This is a genomic window from Haloferax sp. ATB1 (genome assembly GCF_000730175.1).
Genome location: NZ_JPES01000090.1, coordinates 1 through 26,620, shown reverse-complemented (window position 1 = coordinate 26,620; position 26,620 = coordinate 1). Strand labels below are relative to the sequence as shown.

Below are 26,620 nucleotides of genomic sequence, written 5' to 3'. Positions count from 1 at the left end.
GGGCTGGCCGACACCCACGACGGCGACTTCCCGCCGGCCGACGAGACCGTCTCCGAAGGGACCGTCGAGCGCATCGCGGCCCTCTACCGAGGCGGCGGCGGAGACGACGCGGTCACCTCCGCCGCGGACCGCTAATCGACATACGCTACCACGGTTCCGGGGCGATTCGAATCGAAACCCCTAAAGAGGAACCCGGACAACCAAGGAATGCCTGCCTGGGTAGCTTAGCGGTAAAGCGCGTCCTTGGTAAGGACGAGACCCCGGGTTCAAATCCCGGCCTAGGCTCTTCTCGAACTCCAACTGTCGAGCGAGGCGTCTGGTTACTGGGCGATTTGGCTCTGTATGAGACTGCACCGGGATTCGAACAGCGAGCAGATCTCTGATTTACGAGTGGGTTCTGATTTCGGGGGAAATTGTACTGTTCGAATAAATATCTCCCCAGCTATGATTGATTGTGGATGACTATTCGAAGCAATCAGTATATATTCAATAATTAAAGTTAAAGATGACTGCTAGCACAAGAAATCAATTGACGTGGGGCTTGATTCGGAAAAATGAAATACACCATACACGAGCATCGAAAATGCTGGATGACAATTCTGTCTGTACGGACAGACAAAAAGTGAAAAGTGGGATTGATCTCCTTGAGAGTGACCGGAGTAGTGCCAATTTTTCACTCCGGACGGTCGATATCGGGCATGATAGGCAAATCCCCAATCACCGATGCTACGTCTTCTGCAATAGCCGCAATTAGATAATTTGTCTTCGTAAAACTAGATTTACCTACGCTTTCCTCAACCTGTTTTCCATCGTGAATGACTTTCTTCCGTTCCTGATAGACATCTGATTTCCACTCAACCCATTCTTCCAGTTTTCTAATATCATAACTCAGATGAGTATTCAAGTGATCCTCTACCACAGGGACCATTCCTGTATTCTGGGCATTGTTCCGTGCTTTTCTCTCATCACCCGAAATACGGCTTTCTAATGCAATATAGCAGTTATCCATCCAAACCTCAAAGAGCCTAACTGAGTTAATTACCATACTATCCCATTCGTGCCTCCGGTTGTTCTCGTTAATATCCATCTTAATCTGTTGGAAAATTATAAGCGGAGATTCGGATTCCAGGCTACTTTTCACTTGATTCCGTAGCTTAATATCTGGCTTAGAGATATCAACTCTCTCACCAGTAACACAATACGGCACTGTCTAGTTAAGCCAGTTTGAGGAACGAGCAGGTCATTGAGTGAATTGGTCATGACGCTCGCAGACCTGCTCAGCGAGTGCTTTGCGGTGGATTTAGAAGAAACTTGGGAGCGTGAGCGGACGGCAACGCCCGTTAGGGCGTTCGCCGTCCAGCTCCACGCGACCGGTTGTTCACTCAGAGAGACAAAAGAAATTCTTCGATTACTCGGCGTTGAACGCTCCCACCAAGCGGTTTGGCAATGGGTACATCGGCTGGCTGACAGCGGTCACAACCCGCCTGAGGCGAAGCCGAAGCGGGTTGCGGTCGACGAGACCGCTGTCAAAATCAATGGCGAGTGGTCTTGGTTGTACGCTGCAATAGACATCGAGACAAAGCTGATTCTTGACGTCGAATTGTTTGGACGACATGGTACCGACCCCGGCTGCTGCGTTTCTCCATCGACTTTCCGAGAAACACGATCTCTCAGACACTGTGTTTCTCGTTGATGGCTACGGCTATCAGACTGCCCTCTCTCGATTAGGATTGAGCGGTCGGCTGGACTACGTTGAGCGAAACCTCATCGAAAAGTGGTTTCACACCCTCAAAATGCGAGTCGACCGCTTCCATAATTCGTGGGTGGGCAGTCACGGAAGCGTCCGCGAATGGTTCATACAATTTGTGCAATACTACAATTTTCAGAGACCGCATCAAGCGCTCGATGGGCGAACACCGGTTGAGGAGGTCACTAACTAGACGGTGCCATCTCGATGAAGCGTACGACAGGCAGTGAATTGACACCATAGCAGGTGGTCAGCCTTCCCAGAATGCACGCTGCCTGGCTTCAATCTCGCCAAGAGCCATCGAGGGGACATCACGCCAATCACTCGGATATGATGAATCATCACGGAGTCGGTGCATCTGGGCCGGGATGGGTGTGGTCACGAGCATTGTGGTCTGATGGGTGTCGGTCCTATCGATGATCGAACGTTCCCTTAACGTCATCCTCGTGGTGATGGAGCGAGAAGCCGCCTCTCGGCCGTCAGATCATCTGCCGGAGAAAGAGTCGATTAGTTCTGTTCATCCTCGTCCACACTGAACAGGCGAGAGAGTTCGCCTACGGCGTGATCACGGCACGCCCGTCGATCTCGCGGTGCTCGAGTTTTTCGGCGACCTCGTTGACCTGATCGAGGTTGTACCGACTCGTGTGGAGGTCGACGTCCCCCTGCTCGACGAGCGCGACCAGCTCTTGCAACTCGGCGTACCGACCGACGATGTTGCCGACGAAGGAGAACTCTCCGTTGACGAGCGCCTGTGCCGGTTCGTGGATGTGGCCGCCGTAGCCGATGATGTGGTGGTCGCCACCGGCCGCGGTGATGTCGGGTGCGTACGCCGTCGTCACGTCCTCACCGACGAAGTCGAGGACCTGCGCCGCACCGTTGCCGTCCGTGATCGCCTCGATCTCGGTGGGCACGTCGTCCTCGGAAGGATTCACGAGGTAGTCGGCACCGTAGCCACCCGCCAGGTTCAGCGCCGACTCCTTCAGATCGACCGCGGTGATCTTCGCCGCGCTCATCGCCTCGAGACACTGCAGGCCGATGTGACCGAGTCCCCCGACGCCGATGACGACCACGTGATCGCCGGGGTTCAGTTCCGTGACCGCCTTCTTCGCGGCGTGGTAGGCGGTGATCCCGGCGTCGGCGTGGGGGGCGATGTCGATCGGCTCGACCCCCTCAGGTAGGGGAATCACGGAGCGCTCGCTCGTGTGGAGATACTCGGCGAAGCCGCCGTCCGTCGTGAGACCATTGAACTTGTCGTTCTCACAGTACATCGTCTCGCCGAGCCGACAGGGACGACACGTGCCGCAGGTCTGGACCGGGTGACAAATCACCGGGTCACCGGGTGAGACGATGTCGACGTTCTCACCCGTCTCGACTACCGTCCCCGCGTTCTCGTGACCCAGTGTCAACGGGAGCTCCTGCGGGACGTACTCTGCCCACATCCCCTCGATGATGTGGTTGTCAGTCTGGCACCAGCCGGCACCCTCTACCTCGACTATCACGTCGCTCGCGCCCGTCGCCGCCGGGCGATCGACCTCGTCGATCGACAGTCCTTCGCTCATGTCGTCGGTGTACTCGTGTAGTCTCGCGGCTTGCATGCGACACATTCTCTCGCATCTATCGGCATAAATATTCGTTATAGATTCGCCTTGGCCGCCGCTACAGGCCACACAGGAGCGCATGGTGCGGGATGACAGAGTCGGGGCGTGGCTCAACGACGTGCTACAAACCACATGAACGTTCCTGCTGGTTATGTGTGGGCTCTCCACACGGTCATACAAAAGCTAACTAGGGGTCACTCTGGGCGGACAACATCATCCATGAATAGCACTCTGCAAACACGCCAGTCGTCCCATCGGCCTCCTCAAACTCGATAAGCAACTGGTGAGACTCTATCTCTTCGCCACAGTCAGGGCATCGGCCAAGCATCGTCGGATCACTCGTCACACGGGATTAGAGAGACGCATGTGACACAATCTGTCTCCAGTAGTTCTCACACAATGCCACAGCAAAGATGTTTGGCCAGAGTATTATTCAGTAACGTCGTTCATGAATTGTGTTCATTAACTTTGTTCATTAGTTTATCGGAGTTGCTCGTCGCGACCTCCGAGGCCATGGATGACTGTAGTCCCTTCACACCACGCTGTCCATTGAGTGTGCTCACCACAAATATTCACCCCAGTTGTTCATTGGGAATGTTCATTAGTGAATACAATGAATGAACACACGTAGTGTACACAATGAAGACTTGTACAGAAGATACAAGGTGATGGTTCATCATGAACACAGTATGCTCACGTACTCGACCTACAGCGAGGCGGGCGGGGTTGGGAAGACGACCACCGCAGCGAATCTGGCGGTCGCGCACGCTCGGGCGGGATTGAAACCGCTCGTCGTTCCGCTCGACCCGCAGGACGGCGACCTCTCGCGTCTCTTCGGCGTTGACGACCAGCGGACGGATTCAGTCGATAACATCGTCCGGCATATGATTCGCCGCCCCAACGGCGACTTCGAGGACCTCATTCGAACCGTCGAGGGTGTCGATATCGTTCCCGAACACAATATGCTCTCAGACTTGGCCGACTTTCTCCAGCGAGAGAAAGACCAGGCAGAGGCCATGGGTGAAGCGTTCGGAATGCACGCACAGTTACTTCGCGTGCTTCGCGAGGCCGGCGTCCCTGACAAGTACGATGTCTTGATCTGTGACCCGCCAGCGACTGAAGGGCCACACCTCTACAACGCGATTCACGCGACGCGGTCGCTTGTCATCCCCGTCGAGCCGAGCGCCAAAGGCCGGGCGGCAGTCGAAGGGCTCGAAGCCCTCGTCGCGGGCTTCGAAGACCAACTCGAAATCGACGTCGGTGTGCTCGCCGCCGTGCCGACCGGATTCAAAAACACGCGTGACCAACGGCAGGTGCTGACTGAAATCGACTATCCGATTCCGGAGATCATCAGCGAGCGTGCCTCCCTCATGGAAGGCTGTTGGATGGAACAGTGTTCGGCGTTCAAGTACGTTCGCGAACATCGCGACCGCCGCCGTGACTACGAAATCGAGACGCTCGCGCAGTTCGACCGCATCGCGAAACATCTCGAACAACAGGTCGGCATCGAAGCGCCGAACCCACCGGAACCCGGTGACGTCGACCACGAGGTGATGACGGTATGACTGGGATGAAGAAGGGAGCCGGTGAAAACCCGTTCGCGGACGATTCGTCACCTGAATCGAAGACCGATACAGCGCCCGAGGCTGAGGAACCAGCACCTGAGCAGGCCGAAGAAACGGATTCGAACCAAGGTGAGGGTGCAGACGAAAAACAGTCTCGCCAACAGATTCAGATTCCATACAAGTTCCGCCGCGATGGCGTCCAAGACGGCCGTGACCGGGTTCCGCTGTTCTTGCAGAAGGAGACGAAAGTCGCGGAGCGAGACGCCCTCCGAGAGTTCGAAGATAGGTTCGAAGAGAACGTCTCGCTCACCGACCTCCGTGAAGCGCTCATGAAGGTTGGACTGCAACACCTCGACGAAACGGAAGAGTGCCTCGAACAGTGGGGCTACGGGATGACCTTCGACTAGCTGAAAAAGGCGCTCACAGACTGTCAGATAGCAAAAACCGACAGCCTACAGGGATTGGTCACAGTTCGAATCCTTGACCGGTCGAATGATTTCTCGATACTAAGCAACAAGGGTCGCTCGTTAGTGGCTCGTTCTAAGGACCAAGAGTTTCGGAATTAGGACAGATATAACATCGAAATACAAATTTTAATTGGCTCATTGTCCCTGTGAGACAACGAGACTTAGCACTCGGGGCGAGAAAACCAGTGGGTAGTGGATATATCTAATATCGCTATACAGAATTTAAAATCGTAGACTACCTGAGAAACGCCGCGTCGTTGCAACAGCGACACGCAGAACGGCGAGTCGTACCCCAACGACTACCATTAGAAGTAGAGTCTTTCTCAGATGGCTACCGGCTAATGGTGTATCGCTCAGGGCTGAAAAACCGCGATCACGGGGGCTCTTCGCTCGCGTCGACAGGCGACGCGCGGACGCGGGACACAGAAGACGAATCCCGTGTTCACGCTCGCAGAGCGTCGTGTGGTGAACGGTTGTAATCTTGGCGAAAGCCGAGAGTGATCGACGACTACCCGAAAGGATTCAAGAGCCGCTTCCGGCGTACCCCATCAATACACGGGGGGAGGTTCTCTACCAGACATGTAACGTGTTGACTCGAAGATTGAGTGGTTAAGAAGTCCGCAACCCGACACTGTCTTGTTCGGTTCTATTAGCTCTATGTGGAGGGCCATTAGGATTAAGTCAATTGTATATAATTACAAATCGATGACCGTAGTTTCTCAACTGCGCGTCAGGAACGCGGTGGACGACTACTCTGGACCTCCGACCGCGCAATCGAAGCATTATGACACACTCAAATCGGCGGAAGACACGGACCGAACAGTCACCCGATAGTCGGCTCACACCGACGCGACGGCAGTTCTTGCAGGTGACCGGAATGGCTGCAGTAGCCGTGGGGGTTAGTTCACAGTCCGGTGCCGCGGCAGCGACGAATGCGCCAAGCGCCCCGGGTCGAATCTCGAACCTCGCGGCGTACCTCGAAGACCCCGAGAAAGTCGCGGAGAACGTCGAGCCGACTCACGTCACGAGCGCCGTTCCCTACGAGTCCGTGCGCGCTGCTCGGACGGCGGACGAGCCGTTTACGGAAATCGAATCGCGATTCGCGGAGTCGGAGTACGTCCAACTACTCAACGGGGAGTGGCAGTTCGCGTTTCACGGGAAGCCTGCCGACGTTCCCGACTCGTACGACGGCCTTGCGAGCGACGAGTGGGGCTCGATAGACGTCCCCGGTGTCTGGCAGACGCAGGGGTACGGCGAGCGGATTTACGCGAACAACGCCATCACGTGGGAAGCCTACGAACCGAATCAGGACGGCGATTTGGTTCCAAACGAGGACGGGACCGTCGACGTTCCGGGCGTCGACGACGACGGCCTCAACCCCGTCGGCACGTACCGGCGGTCGTTCGCAGTTCCAGAAACGTGGGACGGGCGTGAGACGTTCCTCCACTTCGAAGGCGTCAAGCAGGCCTTCTTCGTGTGGGTCGACGGCGAGTACGTCGGCTTCCGGACGGGGTCGATGACGCCCGCCGAGTTCGACGTCAGCGACCACGTCGAGGCCGGCGGAGACCACCAGGTCACGGTTCAGGTGTACCACTGGTCCGACAGCGAGGCGCTGGAGACCATCGACATGTTCCGGTACGCCGGCATCTTCCGGAGCGTCTACTTGTTCGCGACGCCGGCGGTACACCTCAGGGACTTCTACGCGCGCACCGACCTCGACGACGACTACGAGGACGGCGAACTTCGTATCGACGCCGAGATAGCGAACTACGGCGATGCTCCGGCCGGGGAGTACGTGGTTCGCGCGCACCTCTACGAGACCACCCGCACGAAACCGGGCCGCGGACCACCGCGCGGAAAAGGTGCGAACGCGGCAGGTGGAAACGGCGGGAAGGAAAAGGGGAACGAGGCATCCCGGAGCCGCGGCCCGCCGGACGACGCGGGTCCCGGCGGCCGGCCGCCCCGCGGGCGTAAGGTCACGACTCTCTCGTCGACCGCGACCGTGGACGAAAACGGTGCGGTGGTCTCGCTCGATGCCGACGTACCGAACCCCGCGAAGTGGTCGGCCGAACAGCCGAACCTCTACCAGCTCGTGTTGGAACTCGTACCCGCGGGCGGCACGCCAACGGAGGCGATGCTGGAGAAGGTCGGTTTCCGGACCTACGAGACCACCCGCGGACAACAGGGGGCCGAGGTTCTGGTCAACGGTGAGTCGGTCGATATTCAGGGCGTGAACCGCCACGAGACCGACCCGGACTTCGGTCGGACGGTCCCGATAGAGCGCGTTCGGGAGGACATCGAGACGATGCGGCAGTTCAACATCAACGCGGTCCGGACGTCCCACTACCCGAACGACCCGTCGTTGTACCGACTCGCGGACGAGTACGGCCTCTACCTGCAGGACGAAGTCTGCGTCGAGTCCCACTGGTGGCAGGGACTGCTCGCCAACACCGAAGTCTACCACGACCAGGCGGTCGCGCAGTTCCGCCGAATGGTGCTTCGAGACCGCAACCACGCCTCGGTCTTCAGTTGGTCGACCGGCAACGAGGCGGGGACCGGTGCCGAGCACATCGAGATGGCGTCGCTCGCGGCCGACTCTGACGAGTTCATCCCCGAGGATACCGCCGATGTCAGCGGCGTCGAGACCGTCGAGTCGTTCGACGGGGACGTAGAGGGGGTAGCCCCTGACCGCATCCTCTATCACCAGCCGAACGGCGGCGGCTGGAACGTCGAGTACAGCGACATGCTCGGGCCTCGGTACGCCGATATCGGAACCTTGCTGTCGGTCGGTGACGGGTCGTACATCGGCGACGGGCTCCGCCCCGTAGTGATGGGCGAGTACAACCACGCGATGGGCAACAGTCTGGGGCTCGTACACGAGATGTGGAACGAGTACATAAAGCCGCCCGTCCGGGAGGCGACTGACCGGACGGGCTCCGAGAACCCCGGCGTGCTCGTCGGCTCGCCGGAGGTCGTCCCCGGACCGGACGCCGCACCGGGAGGCAACACCGACGGAGCCATCGAACTCGGCGCGGGCGACGCGATCGAGATTCGACGCGACGCCGAACTCGAACACGGCGGCGAGTTCACGGTCGGCGCGACGATTTCCGTCGACGAGGGGACCGCAATGGACGCCGACGTACCGATCGCCGTCGACGAGGGCAGGTACGCGCTGGCGGTTTCGGACGGCGAAATCCAGTTCTCGGTCGGAGGCGGTGAGAGCACGGTCTCAGCTCCGGTCCCCGACAGTGGTCTCGACGGCTGGACGACCGTCGTCGGCGTCGCCGATTCCACCGAGCTCGAAATCTACGTCGACGGCGCGCTCGCGGGCGAGTCGAGTCACACCGCCTCGGGCCTTCGCGCCGGGGAGGAGCCGATTCGAATCGGCGGCGAGGCCGCCCTCGCGGTCGACGGCCTCGGCATCTACGACCGCGCTGTGAACTCCGACGAGACGAGCGATGCCGACGGCGAACTGAGGGACGGCGCAACCGTCGCGTACGATTTCGCCGACCTGCTGCGAGACAAGAGTCTCGTCGGCGGGTTCATCTGGGACTGGGTCAACCAGGACCTGAACGACACCGCGGCGGACGGCGAGGCGTTCCAGTTCTACCACAGCGACGGTCCCGACGGGGCGTTCTGTCTCAACGGATTGGTCTGGTCCGACAGAGACCCACAGCCCGAACTGTGGCAACTCAAACACTGCCACCAGCCGGTCGGTGTCGCCGACGCCGACGTCGCAGCGGGAGAGGTGTACATCTCGAACCGGTACAACTTCACGTCGCTCGACGGCGTCGAGGGGCGGTGGGAACTGACCGCCGACGGCGAACCGCTCCGCTCCGGTGACTTCGGTGTCGACATCAGCCCGGGAGAGACCCGCCGCGTCAGCCTTCCCGTCGAAGCGCCGTCCAGTCCCGGGGCCGGCGTCGAGTACCGACTGACGGTGCGGTTCACGCTGGCCGAAAGCACCACGTACGCCGATGCCGGCCACGAAATCGCGTTCGAGCAGTTAGCGGTCCCCGTCGACGCGCCCGAACCGGAGACCGCGTCACTCGATTCGATGGGGCCGCTCTCGGTCGACGAAGGCGGCGATATCACCGTCTCCGGTGACGGCTTCGAGTACGTCGTTGCTGACGACGCGGGGACGCTGTCGTCGATGGCGTACGAGGGAACCGACCTACTCGAACGCGGCCCGCTGTTCAATTCGTGGCGCGCCCCGGTCATGAACGAGATTCAACAGTGGGGGAGCGCCCCCGCGCGCTCGTGGTACGAGGCGGGGCTCGACGAACTGACGCACTCCGTCGAGTCGGTCGGCGTCGAGCGCCGCGACGAGTCGCTCGTCGAGGTCGCAGTCGAGGGCTTCGCCGAAGGCGCTGAGCCGGCGCGTCGGCTGGCGACCCCGGACCGCTCCGAACACGACAACGACGGCGTACTCACGGGGGAGGCCGGAATCGTCACCGGTGCCTCCGGGCAAGCCGTCGAGTTCACCGACGACGGCTCGCTCTCGCTGGGGCGGTCCGAGAGCCTCGACGTCACCGACGCGGGACTCACAATCGAGTTCTGGGTCCGCCCCGGCGAGCCGCAGGAGGGTGGCGCGGCGCAGGTCTACGTCTCGAAGGGCGGACGGCAGTATCTCCTCAAGCGCCGTGAGCGCGGTCGCGACGGGTATCTGGAGTTCGTGTTCAACGCCGACGGCTGGCACGTCGCCGACGGGCCGGTGCCGGACGACTGGACTGAGGGTTGGCACCACGTCGCGGGCGTCTGGGACGGCAGCGAGATGACGCTGTTCGTCGACGGGGAGCGACTCGGAACCGGGTCCTACGAGGGGACGCTTCAGCACGTCGACGCGCCGACGCAGGTCGGGTCGAGCGTCGCCGACGGGACCGCGCTGGACGAGGTGCGAATCTACGACCGCGCGCTCGCCGAGGACGAACTCGGTTCGCTCGCCGCGGACACACCGCTCGACGGCGCTGTGGCGTGGTTGCCGCTCGACGAGTTCAACAGTGTCGGGGATGCGAACGGCCCGGGCTTCGCCACCAGCTACCGCTACCGCATCTACGGAAGCGGCGACGTAGCTCTCGATGTCGAGGCCCGTCCCAACGAGGGGCTTCGCGAGACGGTAGACGGCTGGCTTCCGAAAGCCGGCGTCCAACTCGAACTCCCCGAGCGATTCGACGACTTCGAGTGGTACGGACGCGGCGAACTGGAGACCTATCCCGACCGCAAGTGGGGCGTTCCAATCGGCCGCTACGAGGGAACCGTGGACGAACAGTACGTCCCGTATCTCCCCCCGACCGACAACGGGAACAAGGCCCAGACGCGGTGGGCGACGCTCTCGGACGGTGAGGTGTCCCTCCTCGGAACGTTCGGCGAGGAGGACGCGAACGTCAGCCTCGAACAGTGGGCGAATCTCGCGGCGGCCGAACACCAGTACGAACTGGAGGACCGCGGGTCCGTCGGGTTCAACCTCGACCACCGCGTGACCGGCCTCGGCGGAACGCCGACCGAGCCGCTCGACCGGTATCAGGTCCCGGTCGAGTCCACCGCGTTCAGCGTCGTCCTTCGGCCGTTCGATTCCGACGACGACGATCCGATGGCGCTGGCGAACCGACGGCTCCCCGACTCGCAGGAGTAGCCCCCGAACCGACGTCTCGAATTTTTTCATCTGTGAGGCCCCGTTGAACCTTCTTTCGCAGTTTATCCTGCCGAATCCGTCCCTGTCTGACAACGGGTACTGTCGTGCGAACGTCCGGGGTTCCGAGAGCCCCAAACAAACGTCGAGGGGTCGAGAACCATTTACATAATCCGAACGACGGTCGCTCTCACGACAGTGTCGAAGACGGGTTTACAGAGCTATGACTGTAATCAAACCGGGGTTAACACCCTATATCTGTATAATGTGAACACATAGCATTGTAGCCATTTACATAATGTAAGATGATGATTGTCTGATGTGCAGCGCGAACGACGGGCCGCCTGTCGGGTGCGTCGTCGGACGAGTCGCGGAAGCCCGTTCCCCGCCGGGGCGTCGAATCGGGAGTTCCGATTGGGCGAGTCTAAATGTTTAATATGTTTCGCAAGAGACGTTTCGACTGTCGACATGAGTAGCGACAGAAACTACGAGCGAGAGTTCGTACGCACGTTCTTCACCTCGCCGACCGCGGTCGGCGGCGAGAACTCGGCGAAGATGTTGCAGAGCGCGGCACAACTGCGGGGGATGCAGGCCCCCGACACGTGGATTCCGGACAACGAAGACGCCACGGCACCGTCGATGCGCGACGAGGGCGTCCAGAACCTCGTCGAGGTCGTCTCCGAGCACGGCGCGGAGTTCCCCGGCGAGATTCATCCCCGCGTCGTGTGGCACCGCGACGACCCCACGACCCGGTACGAGGGCTTCAAGCAGATGCTCGAAATCACCGACCCCGAAAACGGGGCGGTCGAACACATCGACGGCTTCGTCATCCCCGAGGTCGGCGACCTCGACGACTGGAAGAAAGCCGACGAGTTCCTCACCATCATCGAGAACGAACACGGCCTCGACGAGGGAAGCCTGTCGATGTCGGTCATCATCGAGAGCGGGGAGGCCGAACTCGCCATGAGCGACCTCCGCGCGGAGAAGGGCAAGCCGTCCAACAACCTCGAACGACTGTTCCTCCTCGTCGACGGGCAGGTCGACTACACGAAGGACATGCGCGCCATGACGCCGACCGGCGAGCTTCCGGCGTGGGCCGAACTCCGGCACAACACCTCTCGCGGCGCGAGCGCCGCCGACTGCATCGCCGTCGACGGCCCCTACGACGACATCCGCGACGTGGAGGGCTACCGCGAGCGCATGGTCGAGAACCGCGCCATGGGGATGACGGGTATCTGGGCGCTCACGCCCGGACAGGTCGTCACCGCCAACGAGGCACCCCTGCCGCCGAAGACCGGCAGTTGGCTCCTCGAACTCGACGACGACGAAATCGAACTCGACGACGAGGACGGCCGTCAAGTGTACGACGGCGACGAACTCTCGCTCGAACAGGTCAGCGACGACAGCTACGTGCTCCGCGTCGACGGCGAGGAACTGGAGTGCGACGGCGAGGAACTCCACGAGGAACTCCTCGACCTGACCACCTACGTCCCGAGCATGGACGACATCGTCGACTCCATGGAGGAGTTCGAGGCGGCCAAGGAGGCCGGCAAGGGCGCGATTGCGATGACACAAGCGACGACGCTGGTCATCGATGACGTTGAGGTCGACATCGCTAAGGACCGCATGTGGGACGAGGCGACGTATCAGGCCGCGATGACGCCGGTCGCCCTGTTCCAAGACGTGTACGAGCACCGTCCGGACCAGCACGACGCGCTCGAAGAGATGTACGGCGCGGACATCGTCGAGCGCGCGATGGCAGTCGGGACAGACGACTAACGCAGCCAGCCGGTCAGCCAGACACGCACAACCAACCCGCGTCTGTCCTTTTGGCGTCCGACGTCCCCGAAACGGAGGTGTCCGCCTACGAGAGCTCCGCTTCTAGCGACTCGACCGCGCTCAGCAGTTCGTCGGCGAACTCGCGTTCGAGCCGCGTCATGTCAACCTGATACTTCGGCCCGCCGACGCTGAGTCCGCCGACGATGCGCCCGTCACCGTCGTGGACCGGCGCGCCGATGGCGATGAGGTTCGGCGCGAACTCCTCGTCGACGACGGCGTACTCTTGGGTGGCGATTTCGTCCAGCGCGTCGAACAGTTGGTCGGAGTTCGTAATCGTCCCCTCGGACTCCCTCGGCAGCCCCCAGTAGTCGATAATCGACTCGACCTCGTCGCGGTCCAGTTCCGCGAGGATGGCCTTCCCCGCGGCCGTGTTGTGCAGGTGATACTCCGACCGGTAGCGGATGCCGTTCGCGTCCCGCCCCTCGTCGGTCGACGAGCCGTAGCACATGAGCAGCCGGCCGTGTTCGAAGACGGTGAAGTTCGCCTCTTGACCGGTCGCGCGGGCCAGTTCGTCGACGACGCGTTCGACGACCTCGTCGCTCGGGTACCGGTGTCTCGCACGCTCGCCCAACAACGCCACCCGGAAGCTGACGTGGTAGACGCCGTCGCGTTTGACCAGATACCGACTCTCCAAGAGCGTGTTGAGGTGGCTGCAGATAGAACTCTTCGAACTGTCGACCATGGAGTCCAGCTCGGCGAGCGTGAGACCGTCGTGTTCGAGAATGAGGCTGAGAATCTCCAACGAGGCCTGGGTCGTCTTGAGCCGTCGCCCGGTCACGTTCTCGATCATACATCGACTATTATCATGATGGTTGATAACTGTTGCCATAATGTAAATCAACTGAACTGGCCAGCAAGCCCCACTAATTCGGGCATGTTTCTCCACGATTTCTTCGGGAACAAACGCAGCACCGCGACGAACGCGGACGCCGAGAAGTTTCAGGCGGCCAGTCCGGGCGTGAGTGAATCGAGGCGCGTCTCCGTCGTCGCGTTTCAACGATGCGAGCGCGTTCGGTGTCCCGTCGCGACTGTTCGTTCGCGCGTCAAATCGCCCGCGACCGTTTCACCCAACCGATGCGCGTGATGGCCTCCGCGCCGAGTTGTCCGAGGAGGCTCGCGGCTTCGAGGTCGTGTTCCTCGAACGCGTTGACGACCACGTCGCCGGCGCTGAGCACCCCGTGGCTCCCGATGGGGACGTACAGCCCCGACCGGAGCGAGCCCCGACTGTGGTCGTCTTCGGTGTGCTCGTGGTTCGCGTGGATGACCGGTTCGCCCGTCCGGTACGTCCGCGCGGCCGGCGTGTCCTCGCTGACCGAGTAGTTCGGGCGGTCGCCGGCGCGTTCCAGACACTCTTCGGTCGCCTCGATAGTCTGGAGCATGCTCCGGTTCTCGTCGACCAAGCGGACGGTCGTGTTGACGAGACCGAGGACGTTCTTCGCCGCGTCGGCCAGAATCTCCGCGACCTCTGCCTTCGAACTCGCGTTCCGTAGCTCCTGACTCGTCCGCCGGAGAATCTCGATGCGCTGTTCCTGTCGCTTCGTGTCGGTCACGTCCTGTACGACGCCGTGGAGGGTGACCGTCCGACCGTCTTCGACCAGCGGTTCGCACGCCAGCCGTATCGACCGCTCGGTCGTTCGCTCGCTCGCGTACTGCACGTCGATAGAGAAGGACTCGCCGTGTTCGATAGCGTCGGCGAGGCGGCCCATCACGCCGTCGCGGTCGGCCTCGGCGTACTGGTCGACAACGTCCGAGACGGTCGGCGTCGCCGACGCGTCGAACCCGTGTATCCGCTTTGCCTCGTCGCTCCACCACAGTTCGTCGCTCGACACGTCGTACGACCACACGCCGATGCCGGTCAGTCGCTGGAGGCTGGCGAGCAGTTGGTCGACCTCCGTTTCGGACGCTGCCGGGACAGCGCGTGCCACGTCAGTTTGGTTCCAGTTCGGTGACCTGACCATGAATGTGGTTACGTACCAAGGACGTGAATATAAATCCCCACCTCGGCCGTCGCGGGCGGTTCGGGGGACGAGAACGCGTCGCAACACCAGAGGATTTAATCCGTGCGTATGTGTACCATTGATGATGGCAGTCGAAGACATTCTCGACTCCCCTCGGGGAGGAGAGACATCGGCGACGACGCTAGACTTGGACCGGCCGGACGTGGCGGCGTACTCCGCGTTGGCGTCGGAGTTACGGGGCCGCGTCGACGGTGACGTGAAGTTCGACGAGTACGCGCAGGTGCTGTACGCGACCGACGGCAGTATCTATCAGGCGCGACCCGCGGGAGTCGTCGTGCCGAGGGACGCCGACGACGTGCGCGCCGCCGTCGAGACGGCGACGAGTCACGGCGTCCCCGTTCTGCCACGCGGAACGGGGTCATCGCTGGGCGGCCAGACCGTCGGCCGGGGCTGCGTCGTCGTCGATTTCACGAAGTACATGGACGACATCGTGGATATCGACCCGGAGGCGAAGCGCGCGACCGTCCAGCCGGGATGCGTCCAAGACCACCTCGACGCCGCGCTCGCCGACCACGGACTGAAGTTCGCGCCGGACCCAGCTTCGTCGAACCGCTCGACCGTCGGCGGCGGTATCGGCAACAACTCGACCGGCGCGCATTCGGTCCGCTACGGCATCACCGACGCCTACACCGAGGAGTTACAGGTGATTCTGGCCGACGGGTCGCGGATTCACACCCGCGAGGTCGTCCTCGACGGCGACGAGTACGAGTCGATTCTCGCCCAAGGCGACTTGGAGGCGGACATCTACCGGACGGTTCGGGGCCTCGTCGAGAACCACGAGTCAGAAATAGAGAACAGATATCCGTCGCTCAAGCGCTCGGTGTCGGGGTACAACCTCCAGAAGGTCATCTACGAGAACGACGACGGCGAGGAGGTCATCAACCTCTCGAAGCTGTTCGTCGGCGCGGAGGGGACTCTCGGCGTCATCGTCGAGGCCACCGTCTCGCTCGTCACCAAACCGGACGAGACGGCGCTCGCGCTGTACTGCTTCGACGACCTCGTCGAGGCGATGGAGGCCGTTCCCGAAGCGCCTCGAATTCCCCGTCAGCGCCGTCGAACTCATGGACGACGAGGTGTTCCGCCTCGCCCGCGAGTCTGAGGGCTACGCCGAGTACGCCGAACCCATCCCGGAGGGTGCGAAGGCGGCGCTGATGCTGGAGTGGGACGACGAACTCGTCGACGACTTCGAGGCCGCGGTCGCCGACACGAACGCCCACTTCGTCGATGCCGGCGCGGCGTTCGACGTGCTCGAAGCCTACTCCGAGGAGAGCCAAGGCCGACTGTGGAAGCTCCGCAAAGCCGCGATTCCACTGTTGATGAGCCTCGAAGGCGACCCGAAACCCTACCCGTTCATCGAGGACGCGACCGTCCCGCCCGAGGAACTCGCGGAGTACGTCCAGAAGTTCGAGGACGTGCTGGAGGACCACGGCACGTCCGCCGCGTACTTCGCCCACGCCGGGTCGGGGACGCTCCACATCCGCCCCATTCTGAATCTCAAAGAGAACGAGGGCATCGAGAAGATGCACTCCATCACCGACGACGTGACCGACCTCGTCGTCGAACACCACGGGGCCTTCTCGGGCGAGCACGGCGACGGGATGGCCCGGACCGAGTTCAACCCGAAGATGTACGGGCCCGAACTCTGGGGCGCGTTCAAGGAGCTGAAGACGGCGTTCGACCCCGACTGGGTGTTCAATCCCGGCAACGTCGTCTACCGAGACGGACCCTCGGACCCCGGACCGGACAGCGACCGCGGCGTCGGCGCGGACATGCGCGAGAACCTCCGGTACGGTCCGGACTACCAGTCCGTCGAGCCCCAGACCGACCTCGACTTCTCCGACGAGGGGGGGTTCTCGCACCTCGTCGAATTCTGTAACGGTTGCGGCACCTGCCGACAGACCGACTCGAACACCATGTGCCCGACCTACCGCGCGTCGAAGGAGGAAGTCCAGACGACTCGCGGGCGCGCGAACATGCTCCGGGCCGCCATCTCGGGCGAACTCCCCGAGGACGAACTGTACTCCGAGCGCTTCCAGACCGAGGTGCTGGACCTCTGTGTCGGCTGTAAGGGCTGTCAGAGCGACTGCCCGACCGGCGTCGACATGGCGAAGCTGAAGTCCGAGGTGAAACACCAGTACCACCAAAAGGAGGGCACCAGCCTCCGCTCGCGGGTGTTCGGCAACATCGACACGCTGTCCGAACTCGGAAGCAAACTGGCCCCGCTTTCGAACGTCGCCGCGGAGCTACCGGGAAGCCGCCTCCTGATGGAGAAGGTCCTCGGCATCGCCAGCGAGCGCGAACTGCCGACGTTCAGCAGCGAGTCGCTGGAGGAGTGGTTCGAGGCCCGCGGCGGGTCGTCGGTGTCGCCCGCCGACGCCCGAGGGAAGGTGCTTCTGTTCCCCGACACCTACACCAACTACAACTACCCCGAACCCGGCAAGGCCGCCGTCGAGGTCCTCGAAGCCGCGGACGTCCACGTGCGAATTCCGAGCGACCTCGAATCGAGCGGTCGCGCCGCGTTCTCGATGGGGATGCTCGACACGGCCCGCGACCGGGCACGACACAACGTCGGGCGGCTCCGCCCCTACGTCGACGACGGCTGGTCGGTCGTCTTCGTCGAGCCCTCCGACGCGGTGATGTTCCAAGACGAGTATCTCGACCTCCTCGACGGGACGGCCGTCGAACTCGTCTCGGGGTCGGCCTACGGCATCATGGAGTACCTCGACGTCGCGCGCGCCGACGACCGCCTCGACTTCGACGCCCCCGCCGAGACGCTGACGTATCACGGCCACTGCAATCAGAAGGCGACGAACAAGGACCACCACGCGGTGGGCGTCCTGCGTCGGTCCGGCTACGCCGTCGACCCGCTGGACTCCAGTTGCTGCGGGATGGCCGGGTCGTTCGGCTACGAGGAAGAGCACTACGAACTCTCGAAGGGTATCGGCGAAATCCTGTTCGGACAGGTCGACGAGAGCCCCGGCGACGTCGTCACGGCACCCGGCGCGTCGTGTCGCTCCCAACTCGGCGACAGACCCGGCGAGTCCCGCCCGCCGCACCCCATCGAGAAGATGGCCGAAGCCCTCGACTGACCACGTCACCGACACCCGATAGCCTGACGCACTCCCCCGCGAACCACAACGCCCGACGCGACTCACGAACCAGCACCGAACCCGCCGCTTTGCACCCGCGGCGACTCCTCGTTTCGAAGGCTCCCGCCCGCGGAGCCGAAGTTCACGACCGGCGATACTTATTACTGACAGCAGCGGGTGCGTAGAGACGACGATGCTAGACGTACTGGAGACCGTCGAACTCTCGACCGCGTTTTTCGCCTCGCTCGGCGCGCCGGGACTGTTGCTCGTGGCGTTCCTCGAATTCTTCTTGCTGCCCGTCCCGCCGGACTTGGTGCTCGTTCCCCTTTCGGCGACGAACCCCGAGTTCGCGCTCCTGTACGCGGTCGTCGCCACCGTCGGGTCGGTGTCGGCGGGGCTGGTCGGCTTCCTCATGGGCAAGAAGGGCGGCCGACGCGCGCTGGACTCGCGGTTCGCTGGCGAGCGGATTCACAAGGTGGAGCGCTACTTCGAGCGTTCGGGGTTCGCGACGGTCGCGTTCGGGGCGTTCGCGCCGATTCCGGAGGGGTACGAACTGCTCTCTATCGGGTCGGGCGTGTTCGACCTCGACCTCCGGACGTACCTCGCGGCGTCGGTGCTCGGCCGCGGCGGGCGGTACACCATCGAGGCCATACTGGCGGTCTACCTCGGCGAGGCCGCCCGGTCGCTCTCCGAGGTCGACGTGTACTCGATTATCGGCGTCGCCACCGCGGTCGTCCTCGTCGCGTACGCCGTGCGCAGTCGGTGGTTCTCGGAGCCGTCTGCGGACCCGATGCAGTAACTCGACGGCGCTCAGTCGGCGACCTCGTCGCCGCTCCGCCACTGGTCGATGACTTCGAGGAGGACCTCGGTTTCGAGGTCGTCGTTCCGCCAGTCGCCGACCGCGTCGGTCAGGCCCGTCGCGTCGACGACGTTCTCCTCGTTCGCGTAGGCCGCGATGGGGTTCTCGACGACGAACGGAATCATCATTTTGTTGTCCTCGTGTTCGAGCATGTGGCAGTGCCACGGGAACTGTCCGGTGTACCCCTCGAACGTGGCGATTATCCGCACGCGCTCGTTGGGGTCGACCCGGACGGTGTCCTTCGGCCCCAGTTCGTTCGGGTCCGGGGGTTGGGTCCCGTCGGGCCCGCGGCCGATGACCCGGAACGTGACGAGATGCAGGTGAATCGGGTGCCGACCGCCCGACTCGTTCTGCAGTTCCCATATCTCGGTCGACCCGAGTTGCGGGTAGACCGGCGCGCCCTCGTCGCCGAAGACGTGGCCGTTCAGGGTGTACTTGATGAAGTCGTTCTCCATGTCGACTTCGGTCCCGAGCGTCATCTCGCGGGTCACCCGCGCGTCGCTCTCGTCGTACGAGGCCGGCGCGGGCAGCGACAGGGCCGTCGGGTCGGCGCTCGCGTCTTCGGGCGGCGTCGACGGGTCTGAAACGCGGAACTGTACGAGGTCGGTCAGTTCGGGGCCCATGTCCGCGCCGTTGGTGAGCGTGAGCGTCTCGCCCGCGTGGTCGGAGAAGTCCACGACGAGTTCGCCGCGCTCGAAGGGCGTGAGCAGGAGCGAGTCGAGGTCGCCGCTCGGCCCGATGGGGACGACGGATTCGAGGAAGCCGTGACCGGGCGCGAACTGATACATCGTCGGGACGCCCGACCCGCTTTCGTTCTCGAACTGGAGGTCGAACGACCGGTGGTTCGCGCCGTTCACGACGCGGAGGCGGTACCGCCGCGGTTCGACCTCGACGTACGGCCACACGGCTCCGTTGACGACGGCCGTGTCGCCGAGAAACGCCGAGACGAACTCCTCGGGGTAGTACAGCGAGCCGTCGTCGTTGAACTCCTTGTCCTGCAACAGAAGCGGGATATCGTAGTCGCCCGACGGCAGACCGAGTTCGCGCTCGGCGTCGGTCGTAATCGAGTAGAGACCGAGGAGCCCGGCGTAGCCGTTGAGCCGGGTGATACCCAGCGTGTGGTCGTGGTACGTCGAGGTCGTTCGCCCCTGTTCCATCGGGAGTTCCTGCCACTCCGATTCGAACCGCGGCCCCTCGACCCCGCCCGGCGAGGTCCACATGTCGGACTGTCCGTCGCTCGCGGGGGCGACTTCGAGGCCGTGGAAGTGGGTAACGGTCCGGACCTCCGGGACCGGGCCGTCGTAGCCGGCGTGGTTCTCCGACGTCGTGCCGCCGATTCGCTCGTCGACGGGAAAGAGATGCTCGCTGGGGAGGTCGCCGTTGTCGAATCGAACGTGGACCGGACTCCCGGCGTCCGCCTCGATGGTCGGCCCGGGGTACGACCCGTCGAACCCCCAGACCGTCGTCTCCGGCAGGTCCGGGTGGAGCCGTTGGGTGAACTCGGAGACCGATATCTCGTAGGCGTCCGCGCCGTCTCGCTGTCCGTCGGGCTCTCGAACCGACGGAATCGGGAGCGGTTGCACGAACTTATTTCCCGAAAATCCCGGCCGGTGACGCCGCCGACACGTTCGTCGTCGTCTGCGGGAGCGTTCCGGCGATGCCGAGGGCTGCGCCTGTCTGTAGAAACCGCCGCCTAGACCATTCTGTCATGATGGACCCTGAACTACGACTTGGGAGTTATTATATTAAAACTTCTGAATGTCCGAGTCAGGCCCGAGAACGCTGTTCGAGAGGCTGGAGGACGCGTGGGTCGACGGAGGTTCGAGGGGGAACGGAGAAGGTGCGGGGAGGGCCAGTCGTCTCGTCGTCCCGTTAGTTCGTTCGCCGGCGCGCGAGGAAGACCGAGCCGAGCACGAGCGCGACGAGCGCGACCGAGACACCGAACCCGGGAACGGGCGTGTCCGTCGTGGTCGTCACGGACGTGTCCGTCTCGGGGGTCGCCGTCTCGGGCGCCCCGTCGCCCGAGTCGTCGTCCGACCCGTCGCCATCGTCGTCCGAGTCGTCGTCTGAGTCGTCCCCATCACCCGAGTCGTCACCGCCGTCGTCACCGTTATCGTCGTCGGTGTCCTCATCGTCGCCGTCGTCCGGGGAGTCAGTGGACTCGGGCGTGTCGGAACTCCCGTCGTCTGTGTCGTCGTCATCACCACTCCCGTCGTCGTCATCGTCATCGTCAGCTCCACCGCCGCCACCGCCGGCGACTCCGTCGGAACCGACTGTGAGCGACTCGACGCCGTCGACGTCCATCTCCGTGCCGTCGGCGTCGAACTGCGCGAACCCGTCGAGTTGGTACGAGGCGTCTTCGTCCACGTCCTGCCGGCGGTCACGCGGTACTGGAGCGTGACGTTCTCTCGGTCGCCGTAGGTTGCGAACAGTTCGTCGTTGGCGTTCCGCACGCCGGAGAAGTCCGCGCCGTCGTCGTCGACGAGTTCGACCGACGCGAAGCCGGGGTTGAACTCCTCGACGAGCGTGAAGTTCGTCGTCTCGTTCCCGGTTATTTCGACCGAGACGACGGTCGATTCACCGGGTTCGAGCGTCGTGTCGTCTGCCGAGCGAGTGAGGTCCCAACCGTCGTCGGACCCGCTTTGAACGTCGAGTTCGTCGGTGCCGCCGGTCGTCAGCTCCGACCCGTTCACGTCGGTGAAGCCGTCGAACTGGTACGCCGTGGCGGCGCCCGCGTCGTCGCCCGCGGTCACTTCGTAGACGAGGGTGACGTTCTCGCGGTCGCCGTAGGTGGCGAACAGCTCGTCGTTGGCGTCGCGGACGCCGGAGAAATCAGCCCCGTCGTCGTCGACGAGTTCGACCGACGCGAACGCGGGATTGAACTCCTCGATGATGGTGAAGTTCGTCGCCTCGTCCCGGTCGACCTCGACCCGTACCGTGGTCGATTCGCCGGGCGCGAGGGATTCGTCATCGACCGACCGAACCGCGCCGGAGTCGCCGTCCGACGCCTGCACGCTGATTTCGCCGGACCCGCCGGTCGCGGACTGCGAGCCGTTCGCGTCCGCGAAGCCGTCGAACTCGTAGACTGTGCCGGCCGTCGCGTCGTCAGCCGCGGTCACCTCGTAGACGAGCGTGGCCAACTCCCGCTCACCGTAGGTGGCGAACAGTTCGTCGTTGGCGTCGCGGACGCCGGAGAAGTCCGCGCCGTCGTCGTCGACTATCTCCACCGAGCCGAACGCCGGGCTGAACTCCTCGACGAGCGTGAAGTTCGTCGCCCGGTCGCGGTCGACGGCGACCCGAACCGTGGTGGACCCACCCGGTTCCAGCGTCGCGCGGTCGATGGATCGGGCGGCCGAGACATCGCCGTCGTCGCTCGACTCTTGTACGTCGATTTCAGTAGTTCCGGCGGTCGGCGATTCCGAGCCGTTCACGTCGGCGAAGCCGTCGAACTCGTAGACCGTGCCGGCCGTCGCGTCGTTGTCGGCGGTCACCTCGTAGACGAGCGTGACGGCCTTCCGGTCGCCGTAGGTGGCGAACAGTTCGTCGTTGGCGTCACGAACGCCGGAGAAGTCCGCGCCGTCGGCATCGACGATTTCGACCGAGCCGAACGCCGGGCTGAACTCCTCGACGAGCGTGAAGTTCGCCGCCTGGTCCCGTTCGACGGCGACCCAGACGGTCGCCGACTCGCCGGGCGCGAGCGTCGCGTCGTCGACCGACCGAATCACGCTCGACCCGCCGTCGGTCGAGACGCTGATCTCCCCGTCGCCGGTGGTCGTGGCTCGGGTGTCTTCGAGACCGAAGTCGCCGTAGCCGGTGAGCTCGTGGGTCGTCGCGTCCGCCGAGTCGGCGGCGGTCACGCGGTACTGGAGCGTGACGTTCTCTCGGTCGCCGTAGGTGGCGAACAGTTCGTCGTTGGCGTCGCGGACGCCGGAGAAGTCCGCGCCGTCGTCGTCGACGAGTTCGACCGACGCGAAGCCCGGACTCAGCGCTTCGACCACGGTGAAGTTCCCCCGCTCGGAGGCGTTTATCTCCACCGTGACGGTGGTGGACTCGCCGGGCGCGAGCGTCGCGTCGCCGACCGTCCGCACGAGGGTCCCGCCGTGAGCGTCCGCGGCGACCGGCGCGACAGCCGCGCCCAGTCCGAGCGAACCGACCACCAAGAGAACTGCCACCACGACGACCGGAAGCGCGTGCCGGAGCTCCGCGACCGCCCCGGACGTGGAATGTCCGGCCTCATGATGAGCGAGCGGACTGGGATTGCGACGGCCGCTTCGGCTCGTCTCGGCGGGGCGGGGTCGCCGGCGGTGTCTGTTCGACTCGTCGGTCGGGAGACTGGCGTCTCGGGCGCGCGCTACCTCTGGATGCGGATAGCTCGCTCTCGCTGGAAAGCATGCAGTCAGCGTGTGAATCGAAAGCGCCATGCAAATAGTTAACGATTATCCCGGAACGGCTGCGGGTCGGGCGGACCGCGACGCCACTCGCGGGACGCCGCTTGCGGGAGTTCGAGTCCGCTCGGGTCGCTGTCCGGTGTCTCGAACCGCTAATTCGCGCCGGTGTTCCGCTCGTCAGCGGGCGTATTCGACCAGTTCGTCTCGCGCGCGTCGGGCCGCCTCGTCGGGTTCGTCGGGGTAGGTGTACAGTTCGAACGTCGCGAAGCCGTCGTACCCGATGTCGTCGAGCGCACCGAAGACGGGTTCGAAGTCGATGTCGCCCTCCCCGGGGATGAGGTGGTAGTGCTTTCCGCCGCGGCCGCCCTCGATGTCTTCGAGGTGGATGCCGGTGATGTGACCGGCGCACTGTCGGATGCTCTCGGCGGGGTCCTCGCCGCAGACGGCGGCGTGGCCGACGTCGAAGTTGACGCCGAGCGCGTCGCTCCCCACGTCGTCGATGAGTGTCAGCACCTCCTCGGTGCACTCGACGAGCAGTTCCGGTTCGAACTCGATACCGAGGTCGACGCCGACGCCTTCGGCGTAGTCGGTGAGTTCGTCGAGCGATTCGAGCAGGTAGTCGTAGGCCTCGCCCGGCGGCGTCCCGGGGAGCGCCGACCCGCTTGCGACGCACGCCGCGGGCGCGTCGACCAGCGCGGCGAAGTCGAGAGCCGCCTTCGTGTACTCGATGCGCCACCGGCGGTCCTCCTCGTCGCCCGAGATGAGCGTCGGGTCGAAAAAGGCCGACGGCGGCGCGTCGTCGTAGTAACCGCACGTCGTGTTCGCGTTGATGTTCGACACGGAGAGTCCGGTCTCGTCCAGCGCGGCCACGACGCGCTCGCGGTCCGTCTCGTCGAAGTCGGCGAGGAACGCGTGCGGTTCGTCCGCCAGTATCTCGACCCCGTCGTAGCCGTGATCGGCGATTCGTCGGATTGCCTCCGGCAGGTCGAAACGCGTGTACGCGTTCGTGGAGAAGGCTAACTGTACCATACGTCGTGGTACAGTCACACATGAATAATTGTTTTGGTACTGCCAACGTCTCGAGATCGGAGCGCGATGCCCCCGTCGTCGACGCGCCGGGTCAGTTCACGACACGTCGAACGCCGTCGACAGGCCGACCGCGGGGACGACGAACGCCGCCGCGACGACGCCCCACGCGGGACTCAGCAGTCCGGCGACCGCCGCGTTCAGCACGACGAGTCCGAGGACGCACGTACCGACCGCGGGGCCGATGGTGCCCGGTCGGGGGTCGGCGTAGGCGGTCAGGAGGTCGCGGCCGGTCCACGCCGCGAACCAGACGAGGAGTCCGCCGGCCACGGCGAGCGTCGCGGAGTCGGCTCGGGCCGATACCGACCGCCACGGCGGCCACGACCACCGAACCGACGGCGAGTCCGACACCGGCCATTCCGACCAGCACCGCCCCCGAGTCGCCCGCGCCGGTCTCCGACTCGGCCATGTACGTGACGCCGGCGATGTAGAGCGCGACGACGACCGGCACGAGGGACACCCACGTCGGGGGCGTCGGAGTCGAAGGCGACCCCGTGACGACCGCCATGCCGAGGGCGACGTTCGCACCTCGACAGCCACCCATCGCCGCGAATCCGAGTGGCGTGTCCTTGAGCGCGCCGTCGTAGAGCGCGACGAGGAGGCCGAGGACGGCGGCGACGACACCGGTGGTCGGTCCCCCGGCCACCGCGGCGACGACCACGCCGGCACCGAGGAGCGCGACGCCGAGGTTCCGAGCTCGCGTGCGCGACACGTCTCCCGACGGAATCGGGCGCTCCGGACGGTGCTGTGCGTCCTCGTCGGCGTCGGCGTAGTCGTTGAGCGTCGTGCCCGCCGCGTACAACAGCACCGAGGCGAGCGCGACGCCGGCGAGCGACGAGAGCGGAACCGACGGGCGGCCGCCGCTGACCAACACCGCTCCGAGGATGACGTCGGGCGGCGCGGTGAACAGGTTCGGGACGCGGACGAGTCTGGCGAGGCTCGCGAGCGAGCGTCGAAGGCCGCCGGTCGGGGGTGCCGCGTTCGTTCGGTTCATCGTCGGTCAGTCGCTGGGTCGGGTGCTCGCGTTCGAGCGAGGCGGTCAGGCCCACCCATGGGCTTCGAGGTACTCCATCGCGGTTCGGGCCGTCTCCGCCGCGGTCTCCTGATAGGGGTACAGTTCGACGGTGACGTAGCCGTCGTAGCCGGTCGCTTCGACCGCTTCGAGGAAGCCGTCGATGTCCATCGCCCCCTCACCGAGTTGGGTGTGTTCGTGCGTTCTGTCCCCTGGGATGTCTTCGAGGTGGTAGTGCGGCGTGTGGGGCGCGAGCGTCTCCACCAGTTCGACCGGGTCCTCGCCGACCGAGTAGAAGTGTCCCGCGTCGAAGTTACAGCCGATGCGGGGCGAGTCCACGCGGTCGACGAGGTCGAGGAAGTCCTCGGAGGTCTCGATGAGCAGGTGGGGTTCGGGTTCGACCAGCACGTCGACGCCGAGCGTCTCCGCGACATCGGCGACCTCGCGGAGCCCCCAGATGAACGCGTCGAGCGCGTCCGCCCGCGACATGCGCTCGGGGACGGGCCCGCCCGGCGGAATCGAGATACTCCCCGAACCGAGCGCGGCCGCCGTGGCGAGCGCGTGTTTCGTGTGCTCGACCCGCGCCTGTCGGTCCTCGGCGGCGAGTTCGACGAACGAGGGGTGGTGAAACGCCTCGGTGTCGCGGTTAAACGTCGCCGCCCGGCTCTCCGCGGAGGGCTCGATGGCGCTGAGCATGAACGCGTTACAGTTGCTGACTTCGATGCCGCAGTCGTCGAGGAGTGTCCGAACGCGTTCGAAGTCGTCGCCGTCGGCCGTCCCCGGAAACAGATGTGGGTCGTCGAGCAGGATTTCGACGCCGTCGTAGCCGGCGTCGGCTATCGCCTCGACGCCTTCGGTGAGGGTTCGCTGCCGGAACGCGTTCATCGAGAAGCCGAACTCCATCGGTCACACCTCGTAGTGGAAGTTCGGCGACTGGCCGAAGAACTCCCGGGGGTTGTCGTAGACGACCTTCCGGACCTCGTCTCGGTCCCAGCCGCGGTCGAGCATCTTGTCTCGGGCTTTCGGGACCGCAAGCGGGTCGGAGGGGTCCCAGTCGGCGGCGCTGTTGAGCAGCATCTTGTCGGTGCCGTACTCCTCGAGGATGTCGATGGTCGTCTCGGCGTCTATCTTTCCGGGATAGAGGGTGAAGCCGAGCCAACAGTCGGTCTGCAGCGAGATGTCGACCGTGTTCTCGGTGTTGTGGTCGATGACGATTCGCTCTTCGGTCACGTCTTCGTCCTGAATCATCTCCACGAGTCGCTCGGTCCCCTCTGGCTTCTGGGTGTGCGGAGTGTGGATGATGACCGGCAGTTCGCGCTCCTC

16 protein-coding genes, 1 tRNA gene and 5 pseudogenes are annotated in these 26,620 nt (G+C 63.7%); 9 read left to right on the top strand and 13 right to left on the bottom strand.

Features of this window, described 5'->3' with window-relative positions; genetic code table 11:
* The first annotated feature begins 213 nt into the window (after window positions 1-213).
* A tRNA-Thr gene (locus ATB1_RS15220) sits at window positions 214-285 on the top strand.
* A 388-nt stretch (window positions 286-673) separates the two neighbouring features.
* On the opposite strand, the gene ATB1_RS15215 is transcribed toward ATB1_RS15220, so the two are convergent.
* Window positions 674-1,087: a hypothetical protein gene (locus ATB1_RS15215; RefSeq protein WP_128081487.1), complete on the bottom strand. Its 414-nt coding sequence runs from the start codon at window positions 1,085-1,087 to the stop codon at window positions 674-676.
* 171 nt (window positions 1,088-1,258) lie between these two features.
* On the opposite strand from ATB1_RS15215, the pseudogene ATB1_RS21060 reads away from it, so the two are divergent.
* A pseudogene (locus ATB1_RS21060) lies at window positions 1,259-1,940 on the top strand (IS6 family transposase).
* 57 nt (window positions 1,941-1,997) lie between these two features.
* Here ATB1_RS21060 and ATB1_RS24425 read toward each other — a convergent pair.
* Window positions 1,998-2,217, bottom strand: a pseudogene (locus ATB1_RS24425) (hypothetical protein); the annotation flags it as partial.
* 84 nt (window positions 2,218-2,301) lie between these two features.
* Window positions 2,302-3,342: an NAD(P)-dependent alcohol dehydrogenase gene (locus tag ATB1_RS15205; RefSeq protein ID WP_042665289.1), complete on the bottom strand. Its 1,041-nt coding sequence runs from the start codon at window positions 3,340-3,342 to the stop codon at window positions 2,302-2,304.
* 692 nt (window positions 3,343-4,034) lie between these two features.
* Here ATB1_RS15205 and ATB1_RS15195 point away from each other — a divergent pair.
* From ATB1_RS15195 to aceB, 4 genes are all read left to right on the top strand, one after another.
* Window positions 4,035-4,910, top strand: a complete 876-nt coding sequence (locus tag ATB1_RS15195) for a ParA family protein (RefSeq protein WP_042665284.1) — start codon at window positions 4,035-4,037, stop codon at window positions 4,908-4,910.
* Complete coding sequence (locus ATB1_RS15190; RefSeq protein WP_042665281.1) at window positions 4,907-5,317, top strand: hypothetical protein; 411 nt, start codon at window positions 4,907-4,909, stop codon at window positions 5,315-5,317. Before ATB1_RS15195 ends, ATB1_RS15190 begins: the two co-directional genes overlap by 4 nt.
* A gap of 844 nt (window positions 5,318-6,161) precedes the next feature.
* Window positions 6,162-11,009 carry a glycoside hydrolase family 2 gene (locus ATB1_RS15185; RefSeq protein ID WP_042665279.1) on the top strand — a complete coding sequence of 1,616 codons (4,848 nt, stop codon included), beginning with the start codon at window positions 6,162-6,164 and terminating at the stop codon, window positions 11,007-11,009.
* Window positions 11,010-11,474: 465 nt separating this feature from the next.
* Window positions 11,475-12,785: a malate synthase AceB gene (aceB, locus tag ATB1_RS15180; protein ID WP_042665277.1), complete on the top strand. Its 1,311-nt coding sequence runs from the start codon at window positions 11,475-11,477 to the stop codon at window positions 12,783-12,785.
* An 85-nt stretch (window positions 12,786-12,870) separates the two neighbouring features.
* On the opposite strand, the gene ATB1_RS15175 is transcribed toward aceB, so the two are convergent.
* Together ATB1_RS15175 and ATB1_RS15170 are read right to left on the bottom strand one after the other, a co-directional pair.
* Window positions 12,871-13,635, bottom strand: coding sequence for an IclR family transcriptional regulator (locus ATB1_RS15175; protein WP_042665274.1), 765 nt, complete (start codon window positions 13,633-13,635; stop codon window positions 12,871-12,873).
* 253 nt (window positions 13,636-13,888) lie between these two features.
* Window positions 13,889-14,770 carry a GAF domain-containing protein gene (locus ATB1_RS15170; protein WP_042665293.1) on the bottom strand — a complete coding sequence of 294 codons (882 nt, stop codon included), beginning with the start codon at window positions 14,768-14,770 and terminating at the stop codon, window positions 13,889-13,891.
* A gap of 157 nt (window positions 14,771-14,927) precedes the next feature.
* Between ATB1_RS15170 and ATB1_RS15165 the strand changes: the two are divergent.
* A pseudogene (locus tag ATB1_RS15165) lies at window positions 14,928-17,952 on the top strand (FAD-binding and (Fe-S)-binding domain-containing protein).
* Between the two features lie 193 nt (window positions 17,953-18,145).
* Window positions 18,146-18,751 carry a YqaA family protein gene (locus ATB1_RS15160; RefSeq protein ID WP_042665271.1) on the top strand — a complete coding sequence of 202 codons (606 nt, stop codon included), beginning with the start codon at window positions 18,146-18,148 and terminating at the stop codon, window positions 18,749-18,751.
* 11 nt (window positions 18,752-18,762) lie between these two features.
* Here ATB1_RS15160 and ATB1_RS15155 read toward each other — a convergent pair whose 3' ends face one another.
* The 4 genes from ATB1_RS15155 to ATB1_RS15150 all read right to left on the bottom strand — a co-directional run bounded on the left by ATB1_RS15155 (window position 18,763) and on the right by ATB1_RS15150 (window position 22,899).
* Window positions 18,763-20,394 (bottom strand): multicopper oxidase family protein, encoded by a 1,632-nt coding sequence (locus ATB1_RS15155; RefSeq protein WP_042665267.1) that lies wholly within the window; start codon window positions 20,392-20,394, stop codon window positions 18,763-18,765.
* A 4-nt stretch (window positions 20,395-20,398) separates the two neighbouring features.
* Entirely contained in the window at window positions 20,399-20,521 is a 123-nt protein-coding gene (locus ATB1_RS21745) for a twin-arginine translocation signal domain-containing protein (protein WP_128081486.1), read from the bottom strand.
* Window positions 20,522-20,683: 162 nt separating this feature from the next.
* On the bottom strand, window positions 20,684-20,788 hold the full coding sequence (locus tag ATB1_RS23485; RefSeq protein ID WP_241768294.1) for a PGF-CTERM sorting domain-containing protein: 105 nt from the start codon (window positions 20,786-20,788) through the stop codon (window positions 20,684-20,686).
* Entirely contained in the window at window positions 20,785-22,899 is a 2,115-nt protein-coding gene (locus ATB1_RS15150) for a hypothetical protein (RefSeq protein ID WP_241768293.1), read from the bottom strand. Before ATB1_RS15150 ends, ATB1_RS23485 begins: the two co-directional genes overlap by 4 nt.
* A 12-nt stretch (window positions 22,900-22,911) precedes the next feature.
* On the opposite strand from ATB1_RS15150, the gene ATB1_RS23480 reads away from it, so the two are divergent.
* A complete protein-coding gene (locus ATB1_RS23480) occupies window positions 22,912-23,244 on the top strand; it encodes a hypothetical protein (RefSeq protein WP_241768292.1) in 333 nt (110 codons plus the stop codon).
* A 132-nt stretch (window positions 23,245-23,376) separates the two neighbouring features.
* Here the strand turns inward: ATB1_RS23480 and ATB1_RS15145 are convergent, their stop codons facing one another.
* From ATB1_RS15145 to ATB1_RS15130, 4 genes and pseudogenes are all read right to left on the bottom strand, one after another.
* Entirely contained in the window at window positions 23,377-24,228 is an 852-nt protein-coding gene (locus tag ATB1_RS15145; protein WP_042665264.1) for a sugar phosphate isomerase/epimerase, read from the bottom strand.
* A 96-nt stretch (window positions 24,229-24,324) separates the two neighbouring features.
* A pseudogene (locus ATB1_RS15140) lies at window positions 24,325-25,279 on the bottom strand (UbiA family prenyltransferase).
* A gap of 45 nt (window positions 25,280-25,324) precedes the next feature.
* On the bottom strand, window positions 25,325-26,200 hold the full coding sequence (locus ATB1_RS15135; protein ID WP_042665261.1) for a sugar phosphate isomerase/epimerase: 876 nt from the start codon (window positions 26,198-26,200) through the stop codon (window positions 25,325-25,327).
* Window positions 26,201-26,203: 3 nt separating this feature from the next.
* A pseudogene (locus ATB1_RS15130) lies at window positions 26,204-26,620 on the bottom strand (TatD family hydrolase); the annotation flags it as partial.